This window comes from Bradyrhizobium sp. IC4059 (assembly GCF_020193615.1).
Lineage (GTDB): Bacteria > Pseudomonadota > Alphaproteobacteria > Rhizobiales > Xanthobacteraceae > Bradyrhizobium > Bradyrhizobium yuanmingense.
On sequence record NZ_JADYVH010000004.1, the window covers coordinates 431,636 to 445,820 of the forward strand.

The following is a 14,185-nucleotide window of genomic DNA, read 5'->3' on the forward strand; positions in this document are numbered from 1 at the left end:
GAGCCTCACGCCACCAGCGACAGCTGCGGCAGGCTCGCCACCACCGACTGGTTGCGCCCGCCGGCTTTGGCGGCGTAGAGCGCCTTGTCGGCGGCGGCAACCAGTAGCGGCCAGTCCATGCCGGCGGCGGGGACGAGGCTCGCGATGCCGCAGGACACCGTCGACATCGCCTGATCGTCGGACCAGCCCTGCACCTTGAGGCGGATCATCTCCGCCACCTTGTGGGCCTCAGTGGCCGAGGTGTTCGGCAGCAGCACGGCGAATTCCTCGCCGCCGTAGCGCGCCGCGCAATCGCCGGCGCGGCTCACCGAATCGGAAATGCAGATGGCGATGCCGACCAGCACCTGGTCGCCGGCCTGATGGCCGAACGTGTCGTTGTAAGCCTTGAAGTGATCGGTATCGATCATGAGCAGCGCGATCGGCGCCTTCTGGCGCATGGCGCGCCGCCATTCGACGTCGATGACGGAATCGAATTTGCGGCGGTTTTTCAAGCCCGTGAGCGCGTCGGTCGTCGCCAACTCCTCGAGCTTGCGCTCGGCCTCGGCGCGCCGGCCGATCTCGCGCGCGAGCACGAGGGTCGATCCCAGCACGAACAGGATGAGCGCCAGCACCACGGTGCCGATGCGGAGCGCCTCCCTTTGCCAGAGTGCGAACACCGCGGCCAAAGGCTTGCCGGCGACCACGAACAGCGGACCATTGTTCTTGCTGCGGACATAGAGCCGCGGGGTCGCATCGACCGGGCCCTGTCCCGAATAGGCGGCGCCGACCCTGAGATTGTCGGCCTTCCAGTTCTGACGGTCGTTCAGGTTCGTGCCGATGATGTCGAGATCGAACGGTCGCCGCATGATGATGGTGCGGTCGCGCTTGAGCACGGTGATGGTGTCCTCAGGGTCGAGGGTGAGCCGATCGAACAGCTCGTGGAAATAGCTGAAGCGGATCGAGCCGGCGACGACGCCCATGAAGCCGCCGTCAGCGTCACTGATGCGCCGGCTCAGCACGATCGAGTAGGCGCCGCGAAACAGCATGGGACGGCTGATGAACAGGCCTGCGCCGGGATTATCCCGGTGGACCTTGAAGTAGTGCTCCTCGCTGCGGTCCTCGGGCAGGGGATCGAGCGTGGAGGCATCGATGGTCAGCCGGCCCTCGGCGTCGAACACCTGGATGGCGCCGAAATGCTTGGCGGTGGTCGCGTGGTCGAACAGGATCAGGTGACGGATCGTCTTGGAGACCGTCGCGAGCTCGGGCAGCAGCATGTTGCTGGCGACCGCCTTCAACGACAAATCGTAGATCTCGACGTTGCGGCTGACGTCGGACTCGATCGTGGTCGCGAGGTTCTCCAGCGTCTGGCGGGCGAGTGCCTCCTCGCCGCGGCGCATGTCGAGCATGACGTTGACGCAAATGGCGGAAAAGCCGATCACCGTCACCACGGACGAGATGATCAGCAGCTTCGCCGAAATCCGCCACGGCCGGCGGGCCGCAACGTCGCGCCATCCAGAGAACATTCTTCGCTCCTGTCCATAGTGGATGCGCCCGAAAGCTTGCGTAGTGTTTAAGCCGCGACGGCGCTGCCGCAATGAGTTAAGAATCGGTTTATGCGGCTGACGGTTTTGAGCAGCCTGACTTCGCCCCGGACGAGAGGACGAGTGTGAACGACTACGACGCGTTGCGCGATTATCTGCTGCGGCAGAAGCAGGAGGAGCTCGTGCTGAGCTTTGAGCAGATCGAGGAGATCATCGGCGCGGCGCTGCCGCGCGCGGCCCAGCGTGCCTCATGGTGGGACAGCCTTCGCAGCCCCGACATCCAGATGCCGCAACGCGAAGCCTGCCTCGCCGCCGGCTTCGTGGCGACACGCATGCCGGACGGCCAGAGCGTCCGGTTCAGGAAGCAGAAGGGTGAGCGGCGGCGCTAGTGCGTGACTTCCCTTCTCCCCTTGCGGGAGAAGGTGGCGCGAAGCGCCGGATGAGGGGTATGTCTCCGCGCATTCAGATGGATTTGGACGTGGGGAGAGATACCCCTCACCCCCGCTCGCTTGCGAGCGGACCCTCTCCCGCAAGGGGAGAGGGGAAGATCAGCTCGCAGCTTCCAGCCGCACTTCCGTGAGCAGCCGCATCGCCGCGTCCGCGTCCATCGGCTCGCCGAAGGCAAAACCTTGCGCGTATTCGCAGCCCATCTGGTAGAGCTCGACGGCGTCCGAATCGGTCTCGGCGCCTTCGGCGACGACGTCCATGCCGAGGTCATGCGCGAGCGCGATGATCGACTTCAGGATCACCGGCCGCGTGCCGCGGCTGGTGGTGCGTACGAACGACTGGTCGATCTTGATAGTGTCGAACGGGAAGCGCTGCAGATAGGCCAGCGAGGAGTGGCCTGTGCCGAAATCGTCGAGCGACAGCCCGGTGCCGAGCTCGCGGATCCGGGTCAGCATCTGGGCTGCGTGCTCCGGATTCTCCATCACCAGCGATTCCGTCAATTCCAGCTTCAGCGTGCCGCGCGCCACCGAGGAGCGCGACAGCACGGTACGGACATCGTGGATCAAATCGTGGCGCAGCAGCTGCCGCGAGGATACGTTGACGGAAGCGAAGATCGGCTCGCGCGAGCGCATCGCCCGCTGCCACACCGAAAGCTGCTTGGCGGTCTGGTCGAGCACGAACATGCCGAGGTCGACGATCAACCCGGTCTCTTCGGCGATGGTGATGAACTCGGAGGGCGCCATGCGCCCGAGCTTCGGGTGGTCCCAGCGCGCCAGGGCCTCGAAGCCGGCGATGGAGCGATCCTCCAGCCGCACGATCGGCTGGTACAGGATCGTGATCTCCTGGCGCTCGATGGCGCGGCGCAGTTCGCTCTCCAAGGTCAGGCGATCGGTCTTGCGCGCCCGCATCGCCGGCTTGTAGACGTCGATGCGGTCGCCGCCGATGCGCTTGGAGTGATACATCGCGAGCTCGGCGTCCTTGATGATCTCGTCCGTGAGCTGGGTTTGCGGATCGGACAGCGCGAGACCGATCGACGCCGTGAGGAAGATCTCGCGGTCGTTGAAGGCGATCGGCGCGCGGATGGTCTTGCGGATGGTCTCGGCGAAAGCGGTGATGCGGGCCGGGTCCTGCTCCGACAGCAGGATCAGGCCGAACTGGTCGCCGGCCATCCGGGCCAGCGTGTCCTGCGGCTTCAGGATGCGGGTGAGACGGCGCGCCAGCGTGAGCAGGATGGAATCGCCGACTGCAATCCCGACGGAATCGTTGACCTGCTTGAAGCGGTCGAGGTCGATCACCATCAGCGTCGGCCGCAGCGTTGGCATGGTCTTGGCGAAATGCGCGACGGCGCCCAGCCGGTCCATGAACAGTTTTCGGTTGGGCAGGCCGGTGAGATTGTCATGCACGGAATCGTGCAGCAGGCGCTCCTCGGCGTTGCGCAGCTCGGTGACGTCGGTCAGCGTGCCCACCACGCGCGAGACCTCGCCGTCCGAGCCGACCACCGGGCGCGCCTTGAGCGCGAACCACATGAAGTGGCCGTCCGGCGTGCGCAGACGGAAATCCTGCACCAGGCGGCCGCGGCGCTGGTCGAGCACGCTGTCGAGCGCGGCGCGGAAACGGTCCTGGTCGAGCGGATGCAGCACCTCTAACCAGGACGCCGCCGGGCCTTCCAGCGTGCCGCGCTTCAGCCCGAGCAGGGCTTCGGTCTCGGGACTGGTGAACACCTTGTCGGCGGATACGTCCCAGTCCCAGATCAGGTCGCCGGAGCCGGCCAGCGCCAAAGCGCGCCGCTCGATGTCGGAGACGACGCCCGTGCTGGCGCCGCCGCCGGCAAAGGCGTGCTGCATCACCGTAAAGCCGATCAGCATCACGATCAGCACGAGGCCGCCGAGCAGGGCCGGGCCGACGATGTCGTTGGTGACCGAGCCCGCCACCGTCATGCCGGCCGCGACCACCCAGACCACGAGGAGGAACCAGGTCGGGATCAAGAGCACGGCGCGGTCGAAGCCGTGGGTGGAGAGATAGACGATCAGCGCGAAGCCGGCGAAGGCGATCAGCACCAGCGAGATGCGGGCGATGCCGGAGGCCACCGCCGGGTCGAACAGCGCGAGCGCCACCAGCGAGCCGAGGAACGCGAGCCAGCCGACCGTGATGTGCGAATAGCGCACGTGCCAGCGGCTGAGATTGAGATAGGCGAACAGGAACACCAGGAGTGTCGCCGCCAGGATCGCTTCGCCCGCCGCGCGCCAGATGCGCTCGGCGTTGTTCGACATGTCGAGCACCTTGCCCCAGAAGCCGAAGTCGACGCCGATATAGACCAGCACCGCCCAGGCCAGCGCCGCCGCGGCCGGGAACATGATGCTGCCCTTCACCACGAACAGGATGGTCAGCACCAAGGCAAGCAAGCCGGAGATGCCGATCACGATGCCCTGGTACAGCGTGAAGGAGTTGACCTTGTCCTTGTAGGCTTCCGGCTCCCACAGGTAGAGCTGCGGCAGCTTGTCGGTGCGCAGCTCCGCAACGAAGGTGACGACGGCGCCGGGGTCGAGCGTGATGCGGAACACGTCCGCGGTGGCGCTTTCCTGCCGTTCCGGGCGGTCGCCGATCGAGGGCGTGATGGTCGCGATGCGCGACAGGCCGAGGTCGGGCCACAGCAATCCCGAGGAGACGATGCGATAGTGCGGAGCGACGATCAGGCGATCGAGCTGGTCGTCGGTGTTGTTGGCGAGCGCGAACACCACCCAGTTCTGTCCGCCCTCGCGGGCGCGCACCTCGATGCGGCGGACAATGCCGTCGGTGCCGGGTGCGGTGGAGACCTGGATACGATCGGCGTCGCTGCGCTGATGCTCGAGCACGCCGGTGAGGTCGATCGCGGGCGCGTCGCTACGGACGCTGACGGCGTCGAGCGCGCGCGCGGGATACGCGGCGACAAGAATCATGAGGCCCAGCGCGATGGGCGCGAGGCGCCTGATCAGACGCAAGGTCGGTTCTCCGCGTTCGACGCAAACTCGTCAGTGCAAGGCAAATCTAGAAGGCGATTTCAGACCGGACCGATGCGGTTCGGTGCGTCGCGATAGATGCCACGAAAGCGAGGAAAATCAAAGGGTTTCCGGCTTGCCCTGTCGGCCAGCGGCCTAGGCCTCCAACACAATTTTGCCAATATGTGCGCTCGTTTCCATGCGCCGGTGGGCGTCTGCCGCCTTTTCCAGCGGGAAAGTGCTGTCCATCACCGGCTTGACGCGGCCTTCGCGCAAAAGCGGCATCACTTTCTGCTCGATAGCGGCCACCATCGCCGCCTTGTCCGCATTACTACGGGGGCGCAAGGTCGAGCCGGTATGGGTCAGGCGCTTGACCATCACCTTGGCGATGTTGACGCTGACCTTGGGGCCGTTGAGGGTCGCGATCTGGACGATGCGGCCGTCGACCGCGGCGGCATCATAGTTGCGGTCGACATAGTCGCCGGCGACCATGTCGAGGATCAGGTTGATGCCAACGTTGTTGGTCTCCGCCTTCACCACGGCGACGAAGTCTTCGGTCTTGTAGTTGATGGCGCGGTCGGCCCCCAGTTTGAGGCAGGCGTCGATCTTGTCCTGCGATCCCACGGTGACGAACACTTTCGCACCGAAGGCTTTGGCAAGCTGAATGGCCATGGTGCCGATGCCGGACGAGCCGCCATGGATCAGCAGCGTCTCGCCGGCCTTGAGGCCGCCGCGTTCGAACACATTGTGCCAGACCGTCATCAGTGTTTCCGGCAGCGCACCGGCTTCCTTCATCGACAGCGCCGGCGGCACGCTCATTGCCTGGGCGTCTTGGGCGATGCAGTACTGCGCATAGCCGCCGCCGGCGACCAGCGACATCACCTTGTCGCCGACCTTGTGCCGCTTGGCGTTGCTGCCGACCGCGACGACTTCGCCCGATATCTCGAGGCCGGGCAGGTCGCTGGCGCCGGGCGGCGGCGGATAGGCGCCGGAGCGCTGCGCCACATCGGGCCGGTTGACGCCGGCAGCCATCACCTTGACCAGGATCTCGTCGGGACCGGGCTGCGGAACACTGCGTTGCTCCGGCACCAGCACCTCCGGCCCGCCGGGCTTGGAGATGGCGACCACGGTCATTTGCGCGGGCAGCTTGTCCATGATGTGTCCTTGAGCAAAAGTGCGGGAGGAAACGAGGCCCTTGCTTAGCCAGCGCGGTGCAGGCTGGCAACCGCCTTAGGCCATGTGGTCCGACCCGCGGACGGAGAGGAGCAACGACGATGCCGATCGAAGACGACGATCGCCCACGCAAGAAGATCAGTCATGAAATTGGGCAGGACCTCTCACTTTTGTCAGTGGAGGAACTGACCGAGCGCGTGGCGCTGCTCAAGACCGAGATCGCAAGACTGGAAGAAGCCGCCACCAAAAAGCGCGCCTCGCGCGATGCGGCGAACAGCATTTTCAAGTCGTAGTGGACGTCACAGCTGTCGTCGCAGCTGGGTGCGCGACCGCTCGCGGCCGTCATTCCGGGGCGGCGCGTCAGCGCCGAGCCCGGAATCCATAATCACAGGCTTTTGCAAAAGGGCGCGCTAAGAGAGCCGGGCCGTTCCATCCGCTCGTGGTTATGGATTCTCAGATGCGCAATTGCGCATCGTAACTCGCGACTTCGTCGCGCCCCGGAATGACGACGGAGAGTCTGTTCCCGCAGCACACTCGGCCACTGGCTCACATGACTAATGAACTCTGAAAAAATTAGCTCGTTTACTTCGGATTAAGCTTTCGGGTTTATGACTGGAACTGTCCTCGTTTGGACACCGAGTGGCTCCTGTCCACTCTGTTTGACGCCTCCCTGTTATCAACTTTCAAGCCGCCGGTCTCCGGCGGCTCTTTTTTTGCGTTCACTGCCCCGTTTGCACCTCTCATCCCGGTTGCATTCGAAAGGATTGACCCGCGGAAACCATATCCGCGCTTGTCACTGGACTCCGCGTCCCGCCCGCGCAATGATTTGTTCATCATAAGCCGGCGGCAAAGCCGGGCAGTCAAACAGTTGCGTAAGAGGCGTTAACCATGGAACGTTTGCAGGCCGACGGCGCGCTCGTTCAGCTCAGTGAGCGATTCACCAATTCTGCGGCGTTCGGCAATTTGTTCCGTGAGGGCATGGACCTCGTCGAGGAGACCGCCGCCTATCTCGACGGCGCCGGCCGCGTCGAGGCTAAGGCGCTCGACCGCGCGGTCAGCCTCACCTATGCGACCGAGAGCATGCGCCTCACCACGCGCCTGATGCAGCTCGCCTCCTGGCTATTGCTGCACCGCGCGGTCAAGGAAGGCGAGATGACGCTGAGCCAGGCCAATCGCGAGAAGACCAAGGTCAAGCTCACCGCCGCCGATCCCGGTCCCGCCGACACCATCGAGAAGCTGCCCGCGCAGCTTCAGGACCTGATCCATCGCTCGATGAGCCTGCAGACCCGCGTCCGCCGCCTCGACAGCACGATCCACACCCCGCCGGCCGAGCAGGCCACGATCGGCAACCCGCTGGTGCCGCACCTCAACGCGCTGAAGGCCGCGTTCGAGCGGTAGGGTCTATCAACAATCGTAATTCCGGGACGCGCCTCTTGGCGCGGGCCCGGAATCCATACTCCCGATCGAGGTTATGGATTCTCAGATGCGCAATTGCGCATCGTAGCTCGCGACTTCGTCGCGCCCCGGAATGACAGCCCTAAAACAAAAAACGCCCCCGGTCTCCCCGGGGGCGTTTTCATCTCCAGCCTTGCGGCCGGCTCAATCCTTCTTGAGAAAGCCCGAAAACTTCTTCTGGAAGCGCGAGACGCGGCCGCCGCGGTCCATGATCTGGGCGGAGCCGCCGGTCCAGGCCGGGTGCGACTTCGGGTCGATGTCGAGGTTCAGCGTGTCGCCTTCCTTGCCCCAGGTGGAGCGGGTCAGGTACTCGGTTCCGTCGGTCATGACGACCTTAATCGTATGATAATTCGGATGAATTTCGGCTTTCATGGCAATTCCTCGGCGCTCCGGCGCCTTCTTGGGTGGCTCGCGAATGACGGATTTGGGCGGCTCTATACCTCACGAAACCCCGCAAAACAAGCCATGCCGGCGCGCTGGACCGGGTTTGCCCCTAAGGGACTTCCCGGATTTGCCACTACTTATGCACCGGCCTATTGGGAGCAGATCAATGCAACGGGTCGGATCTCATGAGCGCAGTGGAACGGCTGGATGACCACGATGTCGAACGGCCCGCAATGAACGCCGCAGACACTCCCTCGATCGAGGCCGAGCTGATCGAAGCGCCGGCCAAGGGCCGCGCCAAGCTGCGGCCGCTGCTCGCGCTCGCGCCCTATGTGATCCGCTATCGCGGCCGGGCGGCGCTGGCCTTCGTCGCGCTGACGATCGCAGCGTTGACCACGCTGCTGGTGCCGGTCGCGGTGCGCCGGATGATCGATTTCGGCCTGACGCCCGAGGGCATCGAGCTGATCAACAGCTACTTCTCGGTCATGCTCGCGGTCGTCGCCGTGCTCGCGATCGCCAGCGCCGCGCGCTACTACCTCGTGATGAGCATCGGCGAACGCATCGTCGCCGATCTCCGGCGCGACGTCTTCGGCCATCTATTGTCGCTCTCTCCCGCCTTCTTCGATTCCGCCCGCAGCGGCGAATTGATCTCGCGCCTCACTGCCGACACCACCCAGCTGAAATCGGCGGTCGGTGCCTCCGTCTCGATCGCGCTGCGCAACCTGATGATGTTCCTCGGCGCGACGGCGATGATGGTGATCACGAGCCCGAAGCTGTCGGGCTTCGTGCTGCTGGCCATCCCTTTGATCGTGCTGCCGCTGGTGGCGTTCGGGCGCTGGGTGCGGCGCCTGTCGCGCAATGCGCAGGACACGCTCGCCGACGCCTCCGCCTATGCCGGCGAGCTGGTCGGCGCGATCCGCACCGTGCAGGCCTATACCAGCGAGCAATTTGCCGAGAAGCGTTTCGGCGGCGAGGTCGAGCAGGCCTATGAAGCCGCGCGCACCTCGACCCAGGCCCGCGCCGTGCTCACGGCGATCATCATCTTCATCGTGTTCGCAAGCGTGGTCGCCATCCTCTGGATCGGCTCGCATGACGTGCTCACCGGCGCGATCACGCCGGGCCGGCTCGGCCAGTTCGTGCTGTATGCGGTGTTCGCAGCAGCGGGGCTCGGCCAGCTCAGCGAGGTCTGGGGCGAGGTCTCGGCGGCGTCGGGCGCGGCCGAGCGCCTGTTCGAGATCCTCCACGTCAAGCCCGAGATCACCGCGCCTGCGACGCCGCTTGCGCTGCCGGTGCCGGCGCGCGGCGAGGTCGGCTTCGATCGGGTCAGCTTCGCCTATCCGGCGCGGTCCGACGTCAAGGTGCTCGACGCGGTGTCGTTCACCGTGCGCCCCGGCGAGAAGGTCGCGATCGTCGGTCCCTCCGGGGCCGGCAAGAGCACCATCTTTCATCTGCTGCTGCGCTTCTACGATCCGCGCAGCGGGACGATCTTGCTCGACGGCGTGCCGGTCAAGTCCGCCGACCCCGGCGATTTCCGCGCGCGCATCGCATTGGTGCCGCAGGAATCCGTGGTGTTCGCCGCGAGCGCCCGCGAGAACATCCGCTTCGGCCGGCCCGATGCGACCGATGCCGAGGTCGAGCGCGCCGCCGAGCTCGCCCATGCCGCCGAATTCATCCGCCGCCTGCCCGAAGGTTTCGAGACTGCGCTCGGCGAGCGCGGCGTGACGCTCTCCGGCGGCCAGCGCCAGCGCATCGCGATCGCGCGCGCCATCCTGCGCGACGCGCCGCTGTTGCTGCTGGACGAAGCCACCTCCGCGCTCGACGCCGAAAGCGAGACGCTGGTGCAGACCGCGCTGGAAGAGCTGATGCGCCACCGCACCACGCTCGTCATCGCCCACCGCCTCGCCACCGTGCTCTCCTGCGACCGCATCCTGGTGATGGACCAGGGCCGGATCGTCGAGCAGGGCACGCATGCCGAGCTCGTCGCGGCGAACGGGCTCTATGCGCGGCTGGCGCGGCTGCAGTTCGAGGGCGCGTAGACGCCTCACACGGCGGAAAGTACCGGGGACCTCACGCCTTCCACACCATCTTCAACACCGGCCGCCCCGAGGTCGGGTTCACGTCGTCGCCCGCATGGGCGAAGCCGCTACGCTCATAGAAGCGGATCGCGCGGGCATTGTCCTTGTTGACGAGCAGCGTGACGCCCGAGGGCGACAGGCGCTTGGCCTCGTCCACCAGCAGCCTTGCCGCGTCGGAGCCCCAATGCGCGGGATCGACGACGAGCTGGTCGAGATAGCCTTCGCCGTCGATGGTGACGAAACCGACCAGCGCGCCGTCCTGCTCCGCCACCACGATCTGGGCCTTCGGCACCAGATCCCTCAGCCAGCGCTCGCGCCACCATTCGAGCCGTGCCGCGAAGTCGATCTGCGGATAGGCCTGCTGCCAGGTGCGATGCCAGAGATCGATCGCGACGGCTTCGTCTTCGGGTCGGTAAAGGCGGAGGTGGAGCGCGCTCATTTTACGAAGGTCGTCATGCCCGGCTTGTCGCGGGCATCCACGCCTTTCTGTCGCGGCGGGCCAAAGATCGTGGATGGCCGGGACAAGCCCGGCCATGACGTTGAGGTCGTGCGTCCCTCACCACTACCGCTCCGTCAGCTTCAGCTCGATGCGGCGATTGCGCTTGTAGGCCTCCTCGGTGTTGCCGGTATCGAGCGGCTGGAATTCGCCGAAGCCGGCCGCGACGAGGCGCTGGGCGGGCACGCCGAGCGAGACCAGATATTGCACCACTGAGATCGAGCGCGCCGCGGACAGGTCCCAGTTCGACCTGAAGTTCGCGCCGCTCACCGGCCGCACGTCGGTATGGCCGTCGACGCGCAGCACCCAGGGGATGTCGCTCGGGATCTTCTTGTCGAGCTCGATCAGCGCCGCTGCCAAGGTGTCGAGCTCGGCGCGGCCCTCGGGCAGCAGCACCGCCTGTCCCGTGTCGAAGAACACTTCGGACTGGAACACGAAGCGGTCGCCAACGATGCGGATGTCGGGGCGGTTGCCGAGGATGGCGCGCAGCCGGCCGAAAAATTCCGAGCGGTAGCGCGACAGTTCCTGCACGCGTTGCGCCAGGGCGACGTTGAGGCGGGAGCCGAGGTCGGCGATGCGGTTCTGCGATTCCTTGTCGCGCTTCTCGGAGGCATCGAGCGCCTCCTCCAGCGCGGCCAATTGCCGGCGCAGCGCGCTGATCTGCTGGTTCAGCACCTCGATCTGCGCCAGCGCCCGCGCCGAGACCGCCTTCTCGGAGTCCAGCGCCTTGCCGAGCTCGGCGGTCTTGCCTTGCGCATCATTGCCGGCGGCAGCCAAGCCGTCATAAAGACCCTTGATGCGGTCGCGCTCGGACTCGGCCGAGGCGAGCCCGGCTTTCAGCGACGAGACCTGGTCGTCGAGGGTGAGCTTGCCGAGCTTCTCCAGCGACAACAGCTCGTTGAGCTGGGCGATCTTGGCGTTGAGCTGCTCCAGCGCCTTGTCCTTGCCGGTGACCTCCTGTGACAGAAAGAACTGCACCACGAGGAATACCGACAGCAGGAACACGATCGACAGCACCAGCGTCGACAGCGCGTCGACGAAGCCGGGCCAGTAGTTGAGACCGCCTTCGCTGCGGCGGGCGCGGGCAAGGGCCATGTCATCCGTCTCCACTCTTGTGTCCCGGACGCGGTGCAGCGTGCAACGCTGCTGCGCAGAGCCGGGACCCATCTTGTCCCTGACGCTGGGCCCCGGCTCAGCGATGCATCATTTCATGCTGCGTCGCGTCGGGGGCACAACACCGTCTCAACTCTTCTCGGGCTGGCGCGCGATCCGCTCCAGCAGGCGCCGGATCTCGCGGTTCTGCTCGCCCTGGCCGTCGGCCCATTCGCGGATCATCTGCTGCTCGGTGCGCATGTGCGAGACCAGCGCCTGGATGGCTTCGGCAAGGCTCGCCATCGCCGCGGTGGTGCCGCGGCCGGCGCTGCCTTCCTCGAGCACGGACCGCAGCCGTTCGACCGCGGCCTGAAGCTCGCCGCTGGCGACGCCGCCGCCGGTCGCGACAGGCGCCTCGCCGTTGCCATACTCGCGCACTGTGGTGGCGAGCCAGTCTTCGAGATCGGTGTAGAAGCGGTTCTGCGCCTGGCTCGATTGCAGATCGAGGAAGCCGAGGATCAGCGAGCCGGCGAGGCCGAACAGCGAGCTGGAGAAGGAGATGCCCATGCCGCCGAGCGGGGCGGCGAGGCCTTCCTTCAGCGTGTCGAACAGCGCCCCGGAATCGCTCCCGACCTTGAGCCCGTCGATCACCTTGCCCACCGAGCCCACCGTCTCGATCAGGCCCCAGAAGGTGCCGAGCAGGCCGAGGAAGACCAAGAGGCCGGTCATGTAGCGGGAGATGTCGCGGGCCTCGTCCAGGCGGGTCGCGATCGAATCGAGCAGGTGCCGCATCGTGGTCTGGGTGATGGTCATCCGCCCCGAGCGCTCCCCGCCGAGGATCGCAGCCATCGGCGCCAGCAGCTTGGGGTGGCGGGCCGGCGCCAGGCCGGGATCGGCGACGCGGAAATTGTTGACCCAGGAGACTTCGGGATAGAGCCGGACGACCTGGCGGAAGGCCAGGATGATGCCGATGAACAGCACCCCTCCGATCAGGGCGTTGAGCCCGGGATTGGCGAAGAAGGCCTGGACGATCTGCTTGTAGAGCACCACGCTCACCAGCGTGCACAGCACCAGGAAGACCAGCATCCGCACCAGGAAGACGCTGGGCGAGGACAGTTTGGTGTACTCGATGTCCATGGTGGATCGGGAAGTGCCAGACCGCATGCCGGTATCATCCGTTACGTAAAGCTTGCTTGCGGCGCGCACTATGGCACAGCGCCGCCCCAAAAAAAGCGCCGGATGCGCCGATTTCGGGGACAGCTCGGGGAACCCGGACCGGAAGCGGTGCTTTGATAAGCAGGTCTCTGCAGAAGTTCGCCATTCGGGGGGCGCATGAGCGTCGTTTCCGCGATCATCGGGACTGCCGAGCGTGTGCCGCTGCCGGACGTGGTGATCCGCGCCGCGATCCAGCGCCTGTGCTCCCGCATGGCGACGCGCCTGTCCGGGCTGGGCCTCGGCGACGATGCCGCCTTCGCCGGGCGGATGATGCTGCGGCCGATCGCCGAGGGCGCGGCAGCGGGGCATGACGAGGTGCCCGCGGCCTTCTTCGCCGACTTGCTCGGCCCCAAACGCAAATTCTCCTCCTGCTTCTACAAGACCGACGCGACCACCTTGCGGGAGGCGGAGGAGGAGGCGCTGCGCCAGACCGTCGAGCATGCCGGCCTGACCGACGGCCAGGCCATTCTGGAGCTTGGCTGTGGCTGGGGCTCGCTGTCGCTGTGGATGGCACGGCAATTTCCGCACGCGACGGTGACGGCGGTCGCGGCCTCGCAGGCGCAGCGCGCCTCCGTCGAGGAGGAGGCGCGGCGGCGCGGGCTGCTGAATCTGCGCGTGGTCACGGCCGACATGAACGTGTTCGCGCCCGATGGCCAGTTCGACCGCATCGTCTCGGTCGAGATGTTCGAGCGGATGAGCAACTGGCGCAAGCTGATGACGCGCGTGCGGTCATGGCTCGCGCCGGAGGGACGGTTCTTCATGCACGTCGTCACCCACCGGTCCGGCTCGCATCTGCCTGACCCGGCCGATCGCGACGACTGGATCGCGCAATACGTCTACACAGGCGGGCTGATGCCGAGCCATCACCTCGTCAGGCAGTTCGACGATATCTTTGCCATCGAGAAGGAATGGTGCTGGAGCGGCACGCACTACCAGCGCACCGCCGACGACTGGCTCGCCAATTTCGATGCGCATCGCGACCCCATCGAAGCCTCCTTGCGCAGGGTCCACGGCGAGGAGACCGCTCTCTGGATGCGTCGCTGGCGCTGGTTCCTGCTCGGGACCGCGGGCCTGTTCGGTCACGCCGACGGAACGGAATGGGGCGTCAGCCATTACCGGATGAAGGCCGCCGAGTAATTGCGATGTTCGGCCGCACACGCGGCGGTGGAACTTAGATTCACAATCAAGTTACACCGCAAAAGCCTTCTGATTTCAACGGGATAAGCTGTGTGACAATGAGCCGCCCGCGCCATGCGTTGCATCGCAGCAGATGCATTCTATTTTGGCGGCATCAGCCGCGTGCAAAAGGTCCAGAACGGGCTTCGCGCGAGCATGATCAGTTTCAACAATCGG

Annotated in this window: 12 protein-coding genes; 5 read left to right on the forward strand and 7 right to left on the reverse strand. The window is 65.7% G+C overall.

Annotated features, from left to right (window positions below; all coding sequences use genetic code 11):
- Positions 1–5: 5 nt before the first annotated feature.
- The gene (locus I6F12_RS15565) at positions 6–1,502 is read right to left on the reverse strand and encodes a diguanylate cyclase (RefSeq protein ID WP_225146406.1); all 1,497 of its coding nucleotides are present in this window, start codon (positions 1,500–1,502) and stop codon (positions 6–8) included.
- Between the two features lie 143 nt (positions 1,503–1,645).
- Between I6F12_RS15565 and I6F12_RS15570 the strand changes: the two genes are divergently transcribed.
- A complete protein-coding gene (locus tag I6F12_RS15570) occupies positions 1,646–1,909 on the forward strand; it encodes a hypothetical protein (RefSeq protein ID WP_035998268.1) in 264 nt (87 codons plus the stop codon).
- Positions 1,910–2,068: 159 nt separating this feature from the next.
- Here the strand turns inward: I6F12_RS15570 and I6F12_RS15575 are convergent, their stop codons facing one another.
- Together I6F12_RS15575 and I6F12_RS15580 are read right to left on the reverse strand one after the other, a co-directional pair.
- Positions 2,069–4,945, reverse strand: coding sequence for an EAL domain-containing protein (locus I6F12_RS15575; RefSeq protein WP_225156770.1), 2,877 nt, complete (start codon positions 4,943–4,945; stop codon positions 2,069–2,071).
- Positions 4,946–5,098: 153 nt separating this feature from the next.
- Positions 5,099–6,097, reverse strand: a complete 999-nt coding sequence (locus tag I6F12_RS15580) for an NAD(P)H-quinone oxidoreductase (RefSeq protein ID WP_225156771.1) — start codon at positions 6,095–6,097, stop codon at positions 5,099–5,101.
- Between the two features lie 119 nt (positions 6,098–6,216).
- Between I6F12_RS15580 and I6F12_RS15585 the strand changes: the two genes are divergently transcribed.
- Both I6F12_RS15585 and I6F12_RS15590 read left to right on the forward strand, forming a co-directional pair.
- On the forward strand, positions 6,217–6,408 hold the full coding sequence (locus I6F12_RS15585) for a DUF1192 domain-containing protein (protein WP_036021698.1): 192 nt from the start codon (positions 6,217–6,219) through the stop codon (positions 6,406–6,408).
- Positions 6,409–7,003: 595 nt separating this feature from the next.
- Positions 7,004–7,513: a DUF1465 family protein gene (locus tag I6F12_RS15590; RefSeq protein ID WP_035998279.1), complete on the forward strand. Its 510-nt coding sequence runs from the start codon at positions 7,004–7,006 to the stop codon at positions 7,511–7,513.
- Between the two features lie 201 nt (positions 7,514–7,714).
- Here the strand turns inward: I6F12_RS15590 and rpmE are convergent, their stop codons facing one another.
- Entirely contained in the window at positions 7,715–7,942 is a 228-nt protein-coding gene (gene rpmE, locus I6F12_RS15595; protein WP_027573780.1) for a 50S ribosomal protein L31, read from the reverse strand.
- A 197-nt stretch (positions 7,943–8,139) separates the two neighbouring features.
- Between rpmE and I6F12_RS15600 the strand changes: the two genes are divergently transcribed.
- Positions 8,140–9,990: an ABC transporter ATP-binding protein/permease gene (locus I6F12_RS15600; RefSeq protein WP_225156772.1), complete on the forward strand. Its 1,851-nt coding sequence runs from the start codon at positions 8,140–8,142 to the stop codon at positions 9,988–9,990.
- A gap of 31 nt (positions 9,991–10,021) precedes the next feature.
- Here the strand turns inward: I6F12_RS15600 and I6F12_RS15605 are convergent, their stop codons facing one another.
- The 3 genes from I6F12_RS15605 to I6F12_RS15615 all read right to left on the reverse strand — a co-directional run bounded on the left by I6F12_RS15605 (position 10,022) and on the right by I6F12_RS15615 (position 12,781).
- Positions 10,022–10,468, reverse strand: coding sequence for a GNAT family N-acetyltransferase (locus I6F12_RS15605; protein ID WP_225126377.1), 447 nt, complete (start codon positions 10,466–10,468; stop codon positions 10,022–10,024).
- Between the two features lie 123 nt (positions 10,469–10,591).
- Positions 10,592–11,620: a peptidoglycan -binding protein gene (locus I6F12_RS15610; RefSeq protein ID WP_036021776.1), complete on the reverse strand. Its 1,029-nt coding sequence runs from the start codon at positions 11,618–11,620 to the stop codon at positions 10,592–10,594.
- 147 nt (positions 11,621–11,767) lie between these two features.
- A complete protein-coding gene (locus I6F12_RS15615; protein WP_225126376.1) occupies positions 11,768–12,781 on the reverse strand; it encodes a flagellar motor protein MotA in 1,014 nt (337 codons plus the stop codon).
- 168 nt (positions 12,782–12,949) lie between these two features.
- Here I6F12_RS15615 and I6F12_RS15620 point away from each other — a divergent pair, with 168 nt between their 5' ends.
- A complete protein-coding gene (locus I6F12_RS15620; RefSeq protein WP_225156773.1) occupies positions 12,950–13,969 on the forward strand; it encodes a cyclopropane-fatty-acyl-phospholipid synthase family protein in 1,020 nt (339 codons plus the stop codon).
- Positions 13,970–14,185 lie beyond the last annotated feature (216 nt).

Bases quoted from the DNA above. Each gene is read 5' to 3' on its own strand.
- I6F12_RS15565 (WP_225146406.1), bottom strand. From the start codon at position 1,502: ATGTTCTCTGGATGGCGCGACGTTGCGGCCCGCCGGCCGTGGCGGATT.
- I6F12_RS15580 (WP_225156771.1), bottom strand. From the start codon at position 6,097: ATGGACAAGCTGCCCGCGCAAATGACCGTGGTCGCCATCTCCAAGCCC.
- I6F12_RS15585 (WP_036021698.1), top strand. From the start codon at position 6,217: ATGCCGATCGAAGACGACGATCGCCCACGCAAGAAGATCAGTCATGAA.
- I6F12_RS15590 (WP_035998279.1), top strand. From the start codon at position 7,004: ATGGAACGTTTGCAGGCCGACGGCGCGCTCGTTCAGCTCAGTGAGCGA.
- rpmE (WP_027573780.1), bottom strand. From the start codon at position 7,942: ATGAAAGCCGAAATTCATCCGAATTATCATACGATTAAGGTCGTCATG.
- I6F12_RS15600 (WP_225156772.1), top strand. From the start codon at position 8,140: ATGAGCGCAGTGGAACGGCTGGATGACCACGATGTCGAACGGCCCGCA.
- I6F12_RS15605 (WP_225126377.1), bottom strand. From the start codon at position 10,468: ATGAGCGCGCTCCACCTCCGCCTTTACCGACCCGAAGACGAAGCCGTC.
- I6F12_RS15610 (WP_036021776.1), bottom strand. From the start codon at position 11,620: ATGGCCCTTGCCCGCGCCCGCCGCAGCGAAGGCGGTCTCAACTACTGG.
- I6F12_RS15615 (WP_225126376.1), bottom strand. From the start codon at position 12,781: ATGCGGTCTGGCACTTCCCGATCCACCATGGACATCGAGTACACCAAA.
- I6F12_RS15620 (WP_225156773.1), top strand. From the start codon at position 12,950: ATGAGCGTCGTTTCCGCGATCATCGGGACTGCCGAGCGTGTGCCGCTG.